Below are 14660 nucleotides of genomic sequence, written 5' to 3' on the forward strand. Positions count from 1 at the left end.
AAGTTAGAAGTTAGAAGTTAGAAGTTAGAAGTTAGAAGTTAGAAGTTAGAAGTTAGAAGTTAGAAGTTAGAAGTTAGAAGAAATTAAAATATAAATTGGGAAGAAAAAAAATTCGGTAAAAATTAATGTCTAAAATTTCAACATAATCGAACTCAACTAAAATCAATTAAAATTAGTGAGTTATTTCTTGATTTTGATTGTGATTTTTGGCTTGGTTTATCCTGAACGTAGTCGAAGGGTTTTGCTTCAATGCAATTAAACTATCAAAGAAAAAATATAAATAAAAAAGATATTCCGTTATACGGAACATTGATATGAAACAAATATTAAATAGACTTATCAACCAAGAAAGTATCTCTAGTAACGAAGCTAAAAACGTCTTGGTTAATATATCCGAAGGCCAATACAATCAAAGTCAAATCGCTTCGTTTCTCACGGTTTATATGATGCGAAGTATCACCACCGAAGAGCTTCGAGGGTTTAGAGATGCACTTTTAGAACTCTGTATTCCTGTTCATCTAGACAACTACAACACCATCGATTTATGTGGTACTGGAGGCGATGGCAAAGACACCTTTAACATTTCAACATTATCTTCATTTGTAACGGCAGGTGCTGGAGTTCATGTAACCAAACACGGAAATTACGGTGTGTCTTCGGCTTGTGGTTCTTCTAATGTCATGGAACGTTTAGGAATTAAATTTACAAACGACATTGACTTCCTAAAACGAAGTATTGACGAGGCAGGTATTTGTGTCTTACACGCCCCATTATTTCATCCTGCAATGAAAAACGTAGCACCAATTCGAAAAGCTTTAGGTGTAAAAACATTTTTTAATATGCTCGGCCCAATGGTAAATCCGGCATTCCCAAAAAATCAAATGGTTGGTGTTTTTAACCTCGAACTATTAAGACTTTACGGTTATTTATACCAAGGGTCTGATAAAAATTATGCGATTGTACATGCCTTAGATGGTTATGATGAAATTTCATTAACTGGAAAAACCAAGGTCATTTCCAATTCGGCTGAAACCCTATTTGAACCCAACGAATTAGGGGTTCAACAGATTCAACAATCTGAAATATTTGGTGGTAATACGGTAGAACAAGCGGCAAAATTATTCGTTAAGATTATAGAAGGTCAAGGTAGCGAGGCACAGAACAATGTGGTTTGTGCCAATGCCGGACTCGCCATTGCCACAGCAAAACAAGTTTCACATAAAGAAGGTTTTGAGTTGGCAAAAGCATCATTATTAAGCGGAAAAGGAAAACAAAGCTTAGATAAACTGATTGCATTGAGTCGATGAGAGATGAGAGATGAGAGATGAGAGAAAAAAATAAATAAACACCCACAATAGTGGAAAAGCAAATGAATATCCTAGATAAAATCGTATTCGACAAACGTAAAGAAGTTAATTTACGTAAAGCATTAATTCCAGTGTCTCAACTAGAGCAATCCATACTGTTTGAAAAAACAACCATTTCTTTGGCTTCTAATTTAAGAAACAGCACATCTGGAATTATTGCCGAACACAAAAGGCGTTCGCCTTCAAAATCTGTAATTAATCAGAATTTAAATGTTCAAGATGTAGCATTAGGTTATGAAAATGCTAGTGTTTGCGGTATGTCTGTACTAACAGACGCAAAATATTTTGGTGGCTCCTTAGACGATTTACTATTGGCACGAGCAAGTTGTAATTTACCGCTTTTGAGGAAGGAGTTTATAATCGATGAATACCAGATTTTAGAAGCAAAAGCTTACGGTGCCGATGTCATTTTACTCATTGCCGCAATATTGACCAAAGACGAAATAAAGCAGTTTTCAGAGTTTGCAAAACACCTAAACCTTGATGTTTTATTAGAAGTCCATAACGAAGAGGAATTACATAAATCTATTATGCCAACCTTAGATATGCTTGGCGTAAATAATAGAAATCTAAAAACTTTCGAAGTAAGTTTAGACACCTCTAAGCAATTGAGTGAATTAATACCAGACGATTTTGTAAAAGTATCCGAATCAGGAATTAGTACCATAGAAGCCATTAAAGAACTAAAGCCTTTTGGCTTTAAAGGCTTTTTGATTGGAGAGAACTTTATGAAGACAGATAATCCTGGAGTTAGTGCTGCTAAATTTATAAAAGACCTAGCAGGTTTATAACACCTAGCAGGTCTGAAATTGAAAGAGAAAATTATTAATTTTAAATGTTGATAGCGAGATAAGATTCCCGCTTTCGCTGGAATATATGAAACTAAAAATCTGCGGCATGAAATATAAAGAGAACCTAGAAGCGGTTGCCGAGTTGCAACCCGACTATTTGGGCTTTATATTTTACGAGAAATCAGAACGCAACTTTGATGGTCATATTCCTAATTTACCAAAGTCCATAAAAAAGACAGGTGTTTTTGTGAATGAAGCATTAGATGTTGTTATTGAAAAAATAAAAGAATTCAATTTACAAGCCGTACAATTACACGGTAAAGAATCACCTGAATATTGTGATAAACTCAGAAAATATTTTCATGACAAACTTGTTTCGGTACCTCAATTGAAGAGAAAGAACAATACATTAGAAATCATCAAAGTTTTCAGTATTAAAGACAAATTCAACTTTGATGTTTTAGAACCTTACGAAACCGTATGCGACTATTTTCTATTTGACACCAAAGGAAAATTACCGGGAGGAAATGGCTACACCTTTGATTGGGCTCTTTTAAAAGATTATTCTTCCACCAAACCTTATTTTTTAAGTGGCGGTATTGGATTAAGAGAAGTTGAAAACATACATAAATTCCAAAAGAGTTCTGCTTCAAAATTTTGCTACGCAATTGACGTGAATAGTAGGTTTGAAATAGAACCAGGATTGAAGAACATAAAAGAATTAGAAAAATTTAAAACACAGGTCACTTCGAGTGATTTTTGAAGGATGAAAAAATTGTATCGAGAAGTAATTTCAAATGTTCTCGATACAATTTCGAAAAAACTCGAAATCACTCGAACTGACGAATACAATTTAAAATGCATTTGTCATTCCGCACTTGAAGCGAAATCCATAATGACAATTAAAACAATTAGATTCCTGCCTTTGCAGGAATGACAAAGGATTATGAAAAACACATATCACATCAACGAAAAAGGCTATTACGGAGAATTTGGTGGGGCATACATTCCAGAAATGCTTTACCCAAACGTAGAAGAGTTACGCCAAAACTATTTGAAAGTTATGGCTGAACCAGACTTTCAAGAAGAATTCAATCAACTTTTAAAAGATTATGTTGGTCGTCCTTCACCGCTCTATTTTGCGAAACGCCTTTCAGAAAAATATAACACTAAAGTCTATTTAAAACGCGAAGACCTCAACCATACAGGTGCACATAAAATCAATAATACTATTGGGCAAATCCTTATGGCTAAACGTTTAGGAAAGAACAGAATTATAGCAGAAACTGGTGCTGGCCAACATGGCGTAGCCACAGCAACGGTTTGTGCTCTAACCGGCATTGATTGTGTGGTTTATATGGGTGAAATTGATATTGCACGTCAAGCACCAAATGTAGCTAGAATGAAAATGTTGGGCGCTAAAGTGGTTCCTGCATTGTCCGGAAGTCGTACCTTAAAAGACGCCACTAATGAAGCGATTCGCGATTGGATTAACAATCCGGTAGACACACATTATATCATTGGGTCTGCCATTGGTCCACACCCCTATCCGGATATGGTGACGCAGTTTCAATCGGTGATTTCGGAAGAAATAAAATGGCAGTTAAAAGACAAAGAAGGAAGAGAAAACCCAGATTACGTTGTCGCTTGTATTGGTGGCGGTAGTAATGCTGCAGGAACCTATCATCACTTTCTAAATAACGAAGACGTTGGTATTATTGCTGTAGAAGCTGCAGGAAAAGGGATTCATTCAGGTGAAAGTGCAGCCACTTCGGTATTAGGAAAAGAAGGTATTATTCACGGTTGTAAAACCTTGTTAATGCAAACTAAAGATGGGCAAATTACAGAGCCCTACTCTATTTCTGCCGGATTAGATTATCCAGGTGTTGGACCTTTACATTCACATTTATATAAAACTGGTCGTGGTGAATTTTACTCCGCAACAGATGATGAAGCGATGACATCGGGATTAGAATTAACCCAATTAGAAGGAATTATTCCTGCTATAGAAAGTTCTCATGCCTTGGCGATTTTTAAGCATAAAACTTTTAAACCAACAGATGTTGTTGTAATCAGTCTATCGGGTCGTGGTGATAAAGATTTACAAAATTATATTGATTATTTTAAGCTGTAGACCTACTTGAAGTTGAATTTGAATTCGAATTCGAATTTGAGGTTTCATAATTAAGAATTCATAATTGGATTTAATAATTTAGTTTTTGGAATTTAGTTTATTAGCAATACATTTACAGTTACCAATTTATTTATATCTACAATATGTCCGAAACGGTTTTAGAACTAAAAGATGCTACTATTTATCAAGGTGACAGTATGGTGCTGTCTAAGGTAAACTTTGAAATGAAAAAAGGCGATTTCGTTTACCTTATTGGTAAAACAGGAAGTGGAAAAAGTAGTTTTATGAAAACCCTTTATGGCGATTTAGAATTAACTGAAGGCGAAGGTGCTGTGGTTGATTTTAACCTAAGAACCATGAAGGAGAAACACATTCCGTTTTTAAGACGAAAATTGGGTGTGGTGTTTCAGGATTTTAAACTCTTACCAGACCGAACTATAAATGGTAATCTTGAATTTGTTTTAAAAGCGACAGGTTGGAAAGAAAAAGAAAAAATTAAAGACCGTATAGACACCGTTTTAGATAAAGTAGCTATGAAGACCAAAGGCTTTAAATATCCACATGAGCTTTCTGGTGGTGAGCAACAACGTATTGCTATTGCACGTGCTCTACTTAATGACCCTGAGCTTATTTTAGCCGATGAACCCACTGGGAATCTAGACCCTCAAACTAGTATTGAAGTCATGGAAGTATTACAAGACATTAATAAAAATGGGAACACTATTCTAATGGCAACTCATGATTATGCATTACTTTTAAAATACCCGAGTAAAACCTTGAAGTGTGACGAGAATAAGGTATTTGAAGTGGTACAACGTAAGAGTTAATTAGGATTACCTTTTTAATTACAAGTTAAAACCTTGTTCGCTAATATGATTTCTGTATTAATTCCTGTTTATAATTACAATATTTCAGAACTAGTTTTTGAAGTGCATAAACAGTTAACAAAAACAAAATCACCTTTTGAAATTATATGCTTAGATGATTGTTCTACTAACAGTGATTTACAAGAAGCTAACAAAATTATAAATACACTTTCACATAGCAGATATGTTATTCTCAAAAATAATATAGGACGTAGTGCAATAAGAAATCAATTAGCACAAGAAGCCGCCTATGAATGGTGTCTTTTTCTAGATGCTGATGTAATACCAAAACATACTAACTTTATTGAACGCTATCTCGAAGCAATTTCAGAAAAAACAGAGATTATTTATGGCGGTATTTTATATGAAGAAAACCGTGTAAGTGATAGTTCTTTATTGCGTTGGGTTTATGGAAACGAAAGAGAAGCATTACCTACAGAAACCCGTAAAAAGAACAAATATTTAAGCTTTTTGACCTTAAGTTTCTTAATCCATAAAAGAGTGTTTGGGAAAGTCCGTTTTAATGAAGACATCCCGAATTTAAGGCATGAAGACACCTTATTTTCTTACAATTTAAAAGAACAAAATATTGAGATAGAACATATTGAAAACCCCGTTTATCATTTGGGCATTGAAAACAGTGAAACATTTCTACAAAAATCACTTGATTCCGTAAAAGCCATCGATTTATTTGTGAAGAAAGGTTTATTACCTTCTAATTACACAAAAATTACTAAGGTATATGCCTCTATTAAAAATAATGGAATTTCAAAATTACTCGCTGCTATTTACTTAAAGCACGAGAACATCTTTATAAAAAATTTATTAGGACAAAAACCATCTCTCAAGTTATTTGATTTGTACCGACTCTCATATTATTGTTATATAAACTCGAAAAAATAATGGCTTTTTTTTCAATAATCATATCGGTCTACAATAAAGAAAAATGCATAAGAAATACGATTGAAAGTGTTTTGAATCAAACCTATAATGATTTTGAAATCATTATTATCAATGATGGATCGACTGACAGAAGTGAAGAAATAATTTCCACAATTGAAGATAAACGCATCAGACTTATAACAACTAAAAATCAAGGGGCTTCAACGGCTAGAAATACAGGTATAAAAGAAGCAACATCAAAATATATTGCTCTTTTAGATGGTGATGATAGTTGGCAAGTGGAATATCTACAGCATATGTATGATGCTATCTGTAAGTTCCCAAACTTCAAAATTTTTACAACTGGTGTTAGTCAGAATTATAGAACTAAGGCCGTTCCTGTTCCGTATAGTTTTAAGCAACAGGAACTCTATGGTATTCATAATTATTTTAAAGCAAGTCAAAAAAACACTGTTATAACCAGTTCAAGTGTCGTTTTTAAAGCTTCCATAATTGAAAAAACAGGACTTTTTGACCCTTCTATTATTACAGGTGAAGATACCGATCTTTGGATACGATTTGGGATTTATTATGAGGTGTTGTTTATTAATAAGCAATTGGTTTACTATAACTTTAATGAATCGAGCTTATCTAATACAACCTACGAACTTAGTAAGAAACCGAAGTTTGATAAATACTTAACTGAAGAAAAAGAAAATAATGATTTAAAAACATTTTTAGATAGAAACCGCTATTCATTAGCACTACTGAGTAAACTACAAGGTGATCAAAAACATTTTTCTTATTACACATCGCATTTAGATTCAAAAAATTTAAGTTTTAGAAAAAACTTCTTATTAAATAGTCCTAAATGGTTATTACAATTATTCGTTAAAATTAAATCTTTAAAAGGCGAAAAAATATATTATCCAAAAACTAAAAAAGTATCAAAATAGTGGGTTAAATCTATTGAGGATAATTCTTTGTTTTAAACACTTCATAATCGCGCACATATTCGGCTTCGTTATAATCCGTAGATGCCAAAACCAAACAAACCGCTCCAGAAGAAAAATTATCTATTTCTCTCCAAATACCTGTTGGAATATACAAGCCTTTGTTGGGTTTATTTAGCATGATGCTTTTTTTTGAATGGCCATCATCTACAACAACTTCAAAACTTCCGCTTAATGCAATTATTACCGATTGTTGTTCTTGGTGTGCATGGCCTCCTCTACTGCTTTCCGTTGGTACATCATATAAATAATAAACACGTTTCATGACAAAAGGAATCGTGTTTTTTTCAATAACCGCTAAAAATCCACGTTCATCATGTACTTTTGGAATATCAATTACGGTAACGTTGTTTATGGTATTCATAAGTCGATTTTAATTTAAAAGTAATTGCCATTGTTCCACAATATTTTGTTCGGAAAAATGAGCAACAGAAGAGGTTGAATTGGATTTGCAATATAAATATAAGTCTTTGTCTTCAATAAGACGATTCATGGCAACTGCTAATGCTTCAGGATTATGATTATCTACTAAAATACCATTAAAATTATTCTTAATAATTTCATTGGGTCCCGACTTACAATCAACAGAAACGACTGGTGTTCCAAGTGCTAAAGACTCAATAATAGATCTTGGAAACCCTTCATATCTACTGGTTAATACCGTAAATAATGCCGATCTCACAATGGTTGAAGGCTTAGGATTATAAGGCAAAAACTTTACATGGGAAGCGATATTTAAGCTTTTAGCCATATTTTTTAATTTTTCTAAATCTTCACCCTCACCCAAAAGCTTCAAATTGATATTATGAGAAGGTAAAATAGATTTTGAAAAAGCTTCCAGTAGTAAAGAAATATTTTTAACAGCATCTTCTAAGCGTCCAAAAAATAAGATATATTTATCTTCTGTTTCAATATTTGACGGCTGATTTTCTATACTTATTGGATTGTATATTGAAGTTACATTCTTTAAATTATAAACAACTTTAACCTTCTCTGCAATAGCTTTAGAAACTCCAACCACTTTATAAGCATTACCGTAAATCAATTTAGTTAAAAACCGATTAGGGTTTAAATAATGGTCAATTTTATAGCTTCGAATACAGTAAATTGTTTTTTTAGGATGATATACAAATTGTGAAATAATAAACTCTTTTAAACTACCAATTCGTGTTCTATTATCAATCACATAATCAAAATTATGAGCTTTTAAATAGGCCTTTAAAACCCGTAAACGCTTCAACCTACCAAAAGCAGAATCATTTTCATCTTTTAACTCTCCTAAATTAAGCAACGTTCCTTTATACGGAAACTCAATTGTGTTGAGTACACTAACCACATGAACATTAAAACCGACCTCAAATAACATTTTAGATAACAACCCAGAAGAGCGCTCTGCACCACCTTTACCCAAGGACATTACCACAATACAAACCTTTTTATTATTGGCTTTTGTCATTAACTAGTATCTTTGAAACAAATGTAACGATATAAATGAAACATCCTTATTGTAATTATATTATACCTAAGGAAAGATTCTTAACTTACGCTTACATTACTAATGTAATCAAGCAATTATCTGAAACCAAAATAATACTTTTTAACGCATGAAAATTTTATTGGTTGGCGAATTCAGCAGGCTTCATAATTCTTTAAAGGAAGGTCTAGAACGTCTAGGGCACAAGGTTACGATTGTTGCAGCAAAGGATGGTTTTAAAAATTATGATGTAGATTTACTTATTCATAAAAAATTTGAAAATGGATTATTAAAAAAATTCAAAAATCTAATCTATAGATTAACAAGCATTGATTTAGAATCACTAAACATAAAAAAACAAATCTTAAAACTCCAACCGAAGCTTAGTAATTATGATATCGTACAGTTTATAAATGAATCTTCTTTTGGTTGTACACCTCAAATTGAAAAAGACATTTTTGATTTTATAAGTAAGTGGAATAAAAATGTTTTTCTTCTTTCTTGTGGAATTGACCACATCAGTTTACAATATGCTTATGATAAAAAAACACGTTACTCATATCTTGACCCTTATTTAAATGGTAAAGAAAAACAATCAAGTAGCTATGGTCTAAAATTTTTACAACCCGATTTCAAAGCGTTACACCACCATATTTATAAAACGATTGCAGGTGTTATAGCTTCCGATTTAGATTATCACTTACCACTTTTAAATCACCCTAAGTATTTAGGCCTTATTCCCAACCCTATTAACACCGCAGATTTAGAATTTAAAAAGCTTACTGTTGAAAATAAGATTGTAATATTTCATGGCATTAATTCCAACAACTATTATAAGAAAGGCAATGACATTTTTGAAGTAGCCTTGGCTATTATCAATCAAAAATATGCTGATAAAATAGAAATTATAACCGTTAGGAGTTTACCTTATGACGAATACATAAAAACTTATAACACAGCGCATATCATGCTCGACCAAATCTATGCCTACGACCAAGGGTTTAATGCTTTAGAAGCTATGGCAAAAGGAAAGGTTGTATTTACAGGCGCAGAAAAAGAATGGCTAGAGTACTATAATTTAGAAGAAGATACGGTAGCAATAAATGCGTTACCAGATGCCGAAAAAATTGCAAAAAAACTAGAATGGTTAATTTTAAACCCTGAAAAAATTGTTGACATTTCATCAAATGCTAGACGGTTTATAGAAACACAACATAATTATAAAACTTGTGCTAAACAGTATTTGGAAACCTGGAAAAAGCAGCTATAATAATGATTGTTTCACTTCTAAACAAGATGCTTTTGTATAGGTATTGAATAACAATTTACTAATTAAACCTTTCAAGATTTTATAAATTAAGAAAATATTAAACCTTAGTTTTAGACCCATAATAGCCTTTAATCACAAAAACTACGATTATAAAATAAATAATATAACGTACAAAATGGGCGATTACAATACCTTCTGTTCCATAATATTGAATAAACAGTTTTGACAGTACAAAAAACAATCCTAGAGAAATGATTTCAGTAATTACAAAACTCTTCACTAAGCGTTTCGCTAAAAATTGATGTGATAATACTAAAGCACCTAATCTTATAAAATCGCCTAAGAGTTGCCATTTAAATAAGGGTTCCATACCTGTAAAATCGGGATAAATAAGTTGAATAATAAGATTCCTAAAAAGGTAAACTAGAATCATTCCTAAGCCAAAAATGGGCAATATGGTTTTATAAATATTTAAAACTTCATTCTTAAACTCGTGTTTGGTATGAATACTGGCAAATTTCGGTAGTACATATAAGGTAAATAATCCCGTAGCAAACACCATATAATTTTTTGAAATAAAGCTTACGGCTGTCCAATAACCTGCTTCATTCATATTGATTTCATCAGCAACTAATGTTCTAATATACAATTCAATATAATTCAATAAAAAAGTTGAAACAAACGACATTAAAGTAAATGCTAATAGTTTGTTTTTATAGATTAAATTAAGGCGAAGTGATTTAAATTTTACATAGGTATTTAGTGTTTTACCAAATACAAAAGCCAAAACAACCAATTGAATAAAAGGAGCTAAAGCAATGGCAATAAGCACACCTTTTAGTTCAGAGGTATAAAGACCAATTATAATCGCCAAGGTTGCCAAAAGATAACTTATGAGTTCAATTTTAGCATAGCGCTTATAATCAGACAAACCACTAACCACAGCATTTACAACTCTCCCCATAGCAATAAAGGGGCTAATAACTGCCAAAAGTTGAAAAATATAACTGTAATTTATAGAATTAAATAGATACTGAGATAAGAAATCAGCGCCAAAGAATAAAACAGCGGCAGAACTTATAGCGCCAATAATTGTAAATATACTAACGGTAGAAAATAGTTTTGAAAGTTCGGGTTGATCTGTTTTAAACTCCGCTACGTATTTTACAATTCCACTAAACGTTCCTAAAGTTGTGGTGCTTGTTAGCATTGCTAAAACATTACGTACTTGGCCTATACTGGCAATACCAGCTTCGCCAACTGTTACAGCTAATAATCGTTGTATAATTGCAGAAACAATCAGTCTTATGGTAATAACAACGGCATTTAGCGATGTTATCTTAAGCACTGTATTATTACTTATAAACTTAGGGAGCTTCACGTTTCTTTTTTTAATAACATTTTCAATAGAGACAGGAGTTAAAGTGACCTATCAAAAATACCTTTATTCATTATTAGACACCTCATCATCCTTTAACCCACCTTCATCTAACACACCAAATAAAGAACTACTAAAGAGTAATAATATAATTCCGAAATACATAAAATAACTTAAGCAATGCCCCATTACAGCACCTTTTAGTCCAAATTCGTCAATAAGATAAACACTAGAAATATACATAATGACAAACAAGAATACTTCCATAATAACAAAATGAGAAAACATCTTTTTTGCTAAAAACTGATACACAATTACCATAGAGAACACGCGTGCTACATCACCTAATATTTGATACCCAAATAGGTTTTCAACGGACCTAAAGTCTTCTGTAAACAGCACATTTACGATTAAAGATCGACTGAGATAAATAACGAGTAAAAGCACTAAAAATACGGGCATTATTGTTTTGTAAAAACTAAACACTTCTTTTCTAAACCCGCTTTTAGAATTAATTTCAGAAAAACGAGGCAGAATATAAAGCGCCATTAACGAATTAAAAAACATTAAATAATAATCCGAAACTCGGGTCATGGCTGTCCAGTACCCTGCGGATTTTATACCGGTTTCAGAAATAAGATGATTTCTAATAATAATCATTACAATAGGCATAGCAACGGCGCTTACAAGAGCTACTAACATATAAGGACTCAATTTATTTAAAATTGAAAAGCTTACTTGAGTAATTTTTATTGAAGACATTAAACTTCTTCTAAACGCAATCCCTACAATGGTAATTAATAAATTAAGCGCTGGTGAAATAACAATCGCCAATAATGCACCATCAATATTTTCTTGATAAATTAGAATTAAAGTTACTAAGAGCCCTAAAATTTGACCAAGGCTATTGATAAGCAATAAATATTTATGTTTAGAAAATCCATTCATAATGGAAAACGTAAACATATTTAAAGCATATAATGGTAAAACAATCGCTAGCGTCTCAATGATATAGACATAATTGTAATTTGAAGCAAAAAGAAAATTATTAATAACATTAGCATTGTAATAGCATACAAAGGCTAAAAAAATCGAGGAGAAAAACCCAAAGTAAAATACGGTTGACAGGGTCTTAGTAAGCGCAACAGCATCCTCTTTAAACCGGTTTACAAATTTAACGACACCTTTGTAAAGTCCGGAAATAGCTATGGTCTGCAGTGCTGCCATAAAATTCCTTAAATTTCCAACAAGCGCCATCCCTTGAGGACCAATGTAAACCGCTATAAATTTAGAAATTAGAATTCCAGCTAAAACTCTGAGACTAATATTAAATAAGTTGAGGCGTCCAGCTTTAACTAGAACTTCAGTATTAATATAAGTAAAGAGCTTTTTCAATTAGTAAGAGTTTAATACATCTATAACCGTCTGAACTTCATCATCTGTCATCACAGGGCTTATAGGCAAACTTATAATTCTTTTGTGAATCTTTTCAGTAAGTGGAAAGTTTTTGTCTAAAAAATATTGTAATGCCTCTTGTTTATGAGGCGGAATTGGGTAATGAATTAGCCATTCTATTTGATGGTTATTCAAAAATGTAATAAAACCAGCCCTATCTTCAACCTCAACAACAAAGGCATAAAACACATGATTTTCTGAGTTATCGTAAAATGGCAGTTTTAATTTTGAATTGTTTATCTCTTTTAAATAGGCTTTAGCTATGGTTCTGCGTCTTTGATTGTCTTTATCTAAATGCTTTAATTTTATACTTAAAAAAGCCGCTTGCATATCATCTAAGCGGCTATTATAACCTATTATTTTATTGTTGTACTTTTCTTGACTCCCATAATTGCGTAGTAATTTAGTAACCTCCAGTAATTCTAAATCATTTGTGGTCACTGCCCCACCATCGCCAAGCGCACCAAGATTTTTACTAGGATAGAAACTAAAGGCAGCTGCATGAGAAAGGTTGCCCGCTTTACATGAGTTAGTATTTGCAATAGCACCATGCGCCTGAGCAGCATCTTCTATTAAAAGGCAATCATAAGTTTCTGCTATATGCTTGAAGTTTTCAATAGCTGCTAATTGGCCATATAAATGAACTATGATAATCGCTTTAGCTTCAATTAATAGGTCTTTATTAATTTTTTCAGAAATCGTGTAAGTTTCAGGATTGGGCTCAACTAAAACAGGTTCTAAATCGGCATGTAAAATTGATAAAATAGTTGCTATAAACGTATTTGCTGGAACAATTACCTTATCACCTTTTTTTAATTTTCCGAGTTGAATATAACCTCTTAAAATTAAAGTTAGTGCCTCTAAACCATTCCCTGTACCAATACAATATTTAGTGCCACAATAAGCTGCAAATTCACTTTCAAAGTTGGTAACGTTTTGACCTAACACAAAATGCGCATCATCTAAAGATTTACTAAAAGACGTTTTAAATGCGTCTCTAAAACGATTATTAATTTTATGGAGGTCTAAAAACTTAATCATTAGATGTTCAATTTATAAAAATGTTGCTTAAAAACAGTACAACCCAATTCTTCTTTTTGCTTTAATAAGCCTTCGTTGTAACCTAGTGGTCTATCAGGATCTCTTACAGTTCCCATAGAAAAAAAAGTTCTTCCTTCTTCCTTAAATTTATAGATAAGATGCATAAATAAAAATTCTAAAGCACGTTCTTTCTCGCCATGTTCGGTGGTCGCTCCATATTGGGACTTAATCACTTCACCCTTATCAAATATGGTAATACCTGCTAAAATTTCTGAACCTAAATATATGTTAAATTGCCTTATGTTATTAGGGAATTTAGATTTTAATTTCTGAATCTCATCCAATGAATGCACAGGCTTCACTTTATGTTTTTCTTTTAATCGAGGTATAAGCACGCTATTCCAAAAGGCATCTAAACTAGATTCTTCTTTAATTTCAAACCCCTTAATTTTATTTTTTCTGTAGTGTTTTAATTTTGTTTTATGGATTTGTAATGGCGCACTATAATCAATTGCCAACACCATATCGGTTCTAAAATTTTGCGTATTGGCGTTCTCTAAGTAATCTAGAAGCATTTTTGAAGCTTCTTTTTGGTAACAACCTGGCAAAAGTTTTAATTCAACAGACCTAATCTCTTGTGCTTTTAAGAATTGTGTTAAGCTTTGGCATATAGGATTAAGTTCAGATTTCGATAAATCATTATCTAAAATAAAGCCACCATAAGTTAAACCTTGATGTGAATAGATTGCATCCTCAAAACAGTTAGCAGGCAACAACGCAATTAAGCTGTTTTTTTTATAAATCATCAAAGAAAAATCTTGAAATCGATCACTGTGATATTCCATAAAATCCCGTTGAAATAGAAATGTTTTTTCGGCACTATTTTCAACAAAACGATTCCATTTTTCTTTTTCTGAAGATTTATATAATGTGACTTTATAATCTGACATCAATCAAAAATAATTTTAATTTTCTATTAAGACTAAATG

General features: G+C 32.2%; 14 protein-coding genes. 8 read left to right on the top strand and 6 right to left on the bottom strand.

Annotated elements, in window-relative coordinates; genetic code table 11:
- The first annotated feature begins 314 nt into the window (after window positions 1-314).
- The 7 genes from trpD (at window position 315) to HM982_RS08740 (ending at window position 6996) form a co-directional block, all read left to right on the top strand.
- Window positions 315-1307 carry an anthranilate phosphoribosyltransferase gene (gene trpD, locus HM982_RS08710; protein WP_179352754.1) on the top strand — a complete coding sequence of 331 codons (993 nt, stop codon included), beginning with the start codon at window positions 315-317 and terminating at the stop codon, window positions 1305-1307.
- A gap of 62 nt (window positions 1308-1369) precedes the next feature.
- Window positions 1370-2158, top strand: a complete 789-nt coding sequence (trpC, locus tag HM982_RS08715) for an indole-3-glycerol phosphate synthase TrpC (RefSeq protein ID WP_179352755.1) — start codon at window positions 1370-1372, stop codon at window positions 2156-2158.
- Window positions 2159-2243: 85 nt separating this feature from the next.
- A complete protein-coding gene (locus tag HM982_RS08720) occupies window positions 2244-2921 on the top strand; it encodes a phosphoribosylanthranilate isomerase (RefSeq protein WP_179352756.1) in 678 nt (225 codons plus the stop codon).
- A gap of 183 nt (window positions 2922-3104) precedes the next feature.
- A complete protein-coding gene (gene trpB, locus HM982_RS08725) occupies window positions 3105-4292 on the top strand; it encodes a tryptophan synthase subunit beta (RefSeq protein ID WP_179352757.1) in 1188 nt (395 codons plus the stop codon).
- 143 nt (window positions 4293-4435) lie between these two features.
- Window positions 4436-5119 carry a cell division ATP-binding protein FtsE gene (locus HM982_RS08730; RefSeq protein WP_179352758.1) on the top strand — a complete coding sequence of 228 codons (684 nt, stop codon included), beginning with the start codon at window positions 4436-4438 and terminating at the stop codon, window positions 5117-5119.
- A gap of 45 nt (window positions 5120-5164) precedes the next feature.
- The gene (locus HM982_RS08735; protein ID WP_179352759.1) at window positions 5165-6061 is read left to right on the top strand and encodes a glycosyltransferase family 2 protein; all 897 of its coding nucleotides are present in this window, start codon (window positions 5165-5167) and stop codon (window positions 6059-6061) included.
- Window positions 6061-6996: a glycosyltransferase family 2 protein gene (locus HM982_RS08740; RefSeq protein ID WP_179352760.1), complete on the top strand. Its 936-nt coding sequence runs from the start codon at window positions 6061-6063 to the stop codon at window positions 6994-6996. Before HM982_RS08735 ends, HM982_RS08740 begins: the two co-directional genes overlap by 1 nt.
- Window positions 6997-7006: 10 nt before the next feature.
- Here the strand turns inward: HM982_RS08740 and HM982_RS08745 are convergent, their stop codons facing one another.
- Together HM982_RS08745 and HM982_RS08750 are read right to left on the bottom strand one after the other, a co-directional pair.
- Window positions 7007-7417, bottom strand: a complete 411-nt coding sequence (locus HM982_RS08745) for a sugar 3,4-ketoisomerase (protein WP_179352761.1) — start codon at window positions 7415-7417, stop codon at window positions 7007-7009.
- A 9-nt stretch (window positions 7418-7426) separates the two neighbouring features.
- Entirely contained in the window at window positions 7427-8509 is a 1083-nt protein-coding gene (locus tag HM982_RS08750; RefSeq protein ID WP_179352762.1) for a glycosyltransferase, read from the bottom strand.
- A 148-nt stretch (window positions 8510-8657) separates the two neighbouring features.
- Here HM982_RS08750 and HM982_RS08755 point away from each other — a divergent pair, with 148 nt between their 5' ends.
- On the top strand, window positions 8658-9797 hold the full coding sequence (locus tag HM982_RS08755; protein WP_179352763.1) for a glycosyltransferase: 1140 nt from the start codon (window positions 8658-8660) through the stop codon (window positions 9795-9797).
- Between the two features lie 97 nt (window positions 9798-9894).
- On the opposite strand, the gene HM982_RS08760 is transcribed toward HM982_RS08755, so the two are convergent.
- The 4 genes from HM982_RS08760 to HM982_RS08775 all read right to left on the bottom strand — a co-directional run bounded on the left by HM982_RS08760 (window position 9895) and on the right by HM982_RS08775 (window position 14621).
- Window positions 9895-11178, bottom strand: a complete 1284-nt coding sequence (locus tag HM982_RS08760) for an O-antigen translocase (protein WP_179352764.1) — start codon at window positions 11176-11178, stop codon at window positions 9895-9897.
- A gap of 63 nt (window positions 11179-11241) precedes the next feature.
- Complete coding sequence (locus HM982_RS08765; RefSeq protein WP_179352765.1) at window positions 11242-12570, bottom strand: O-antigen translocase; 1329 nt, start codon at window positions 12568-12570, stop codon at window positions 11242-11244.
- Window positions 12571-13671 (bottom strand): DegT/DnrJ/EryC1/StrS family aminotransferase, encoded by a 1101-nt coding sequence (locus HM982_RS08770; RefSeq protein WP_179352766.1) that lies wholly within the window; start codon window positions 13669-13671, stop codon window positions 12571-12573.
- On the bottom strand, window positions 13671-14621 hold the full coding sequence (locus HM982_RS08775) for a GNAT family N-acetyltransferase (RefSeq protein ID WP_179352767.1): 951 nt from the start codon (window positions 14619-14621) through the stop codon (window positions 13671-13673). Before HM982_RS08775 ends, HM982_RS08770 begins: the two co-directional genes overlap by 1 nt.
- Between the last annotated feature and the right edge of the window lie 39 nt (window positions 14622-14660).

Origin of the sequence: Winogradskyella vidalii, from assembly GCF_013403955.1 — a bacterium.
Lineage (GTDB): Bacteria > Bacteroidota > Bacteroidia > Flavobacteriales > Flavobacteriaceae > Winogradskyella > Winogradskyella vidalii.

Coding starts and splice junctions, on each gene's coding strand:
- trpD (WP_179352754.1), top strand. CDS start 315: ATGAAACAAATATTAAATAGACTTATCAACCAAGAAAGTATCTCTAGT.
- trpC (WP_179352755.1), top strand. CDS start 1,370: ATGAATATCCTAGATAAAATCGTATTCGACAAACGTAAAGAAGTTAAT.
- HM982_RS08720 (WP_179352756.1), top strand. CDS start 2,244: ATGAAACTAAAAATCTGCGGCATGAAATATAAAGAGAACCTAGAAGCG.
- trpB (WP_179352757.1), top strand. CDS start 3,105: ATGAAAAACACATATCACATCAACGAAAAAGGCTATTACGGAGAATTT.
- HM982_RS08730 (WP_179352758.1), top strand. CDS start 4,436: ATGTCCGAAACGGTTTTAGAACTAAAAGATGCTACTATTTATCAAGGT.
- HM982_RS08735 (WP_179352759.1), top strand. CDS start 5,165: ATGATTTCTGTATTAATTCCTGTTTATAATTACAATATTTCAGAACTA.
- HM982_RS08740 (WP_179352760.1), top strand. CDS start 6,061: ATGGCTTTTTTTTCAATAATCATATCGGTCTACAATAAAGAAAAATGC.
- HM982_RS08745 (WP_179352761.1), bottom strand. CDS start 7,417: ATGAATACCATAAACAACGTTACCGTAATTGATATTCCAAAAGTACAT.
- HM982_RS08750 (WP_179352762.1), bottom strand. CDS start 8,509: ATGACAAAAGCCAATAATAAAAAGGTTTGTATTGTGGTAATGTCCTTG.
- HM982_RS08755 (WP_179352763.1), top strand. CDS start 8,658: ATGAAAATTTTATTGGTTGGCGAATTCAGCAGGCTTCATAATTCTTTA.
- HM982_RS08770 (WP_179352766.1), bottom strand. CDS start 13,671: ATGATTAAGTTTTTAGACCTCCATAAAATTAATAATCGTTTTAGAGAC.
- HM982_RS08775 (WP_179352767.1), bottom strand. CDS start 14,621: ATGTCAGATTATAAAGTCACATTATATAAATCTTCAGAAAAAGAAAAA.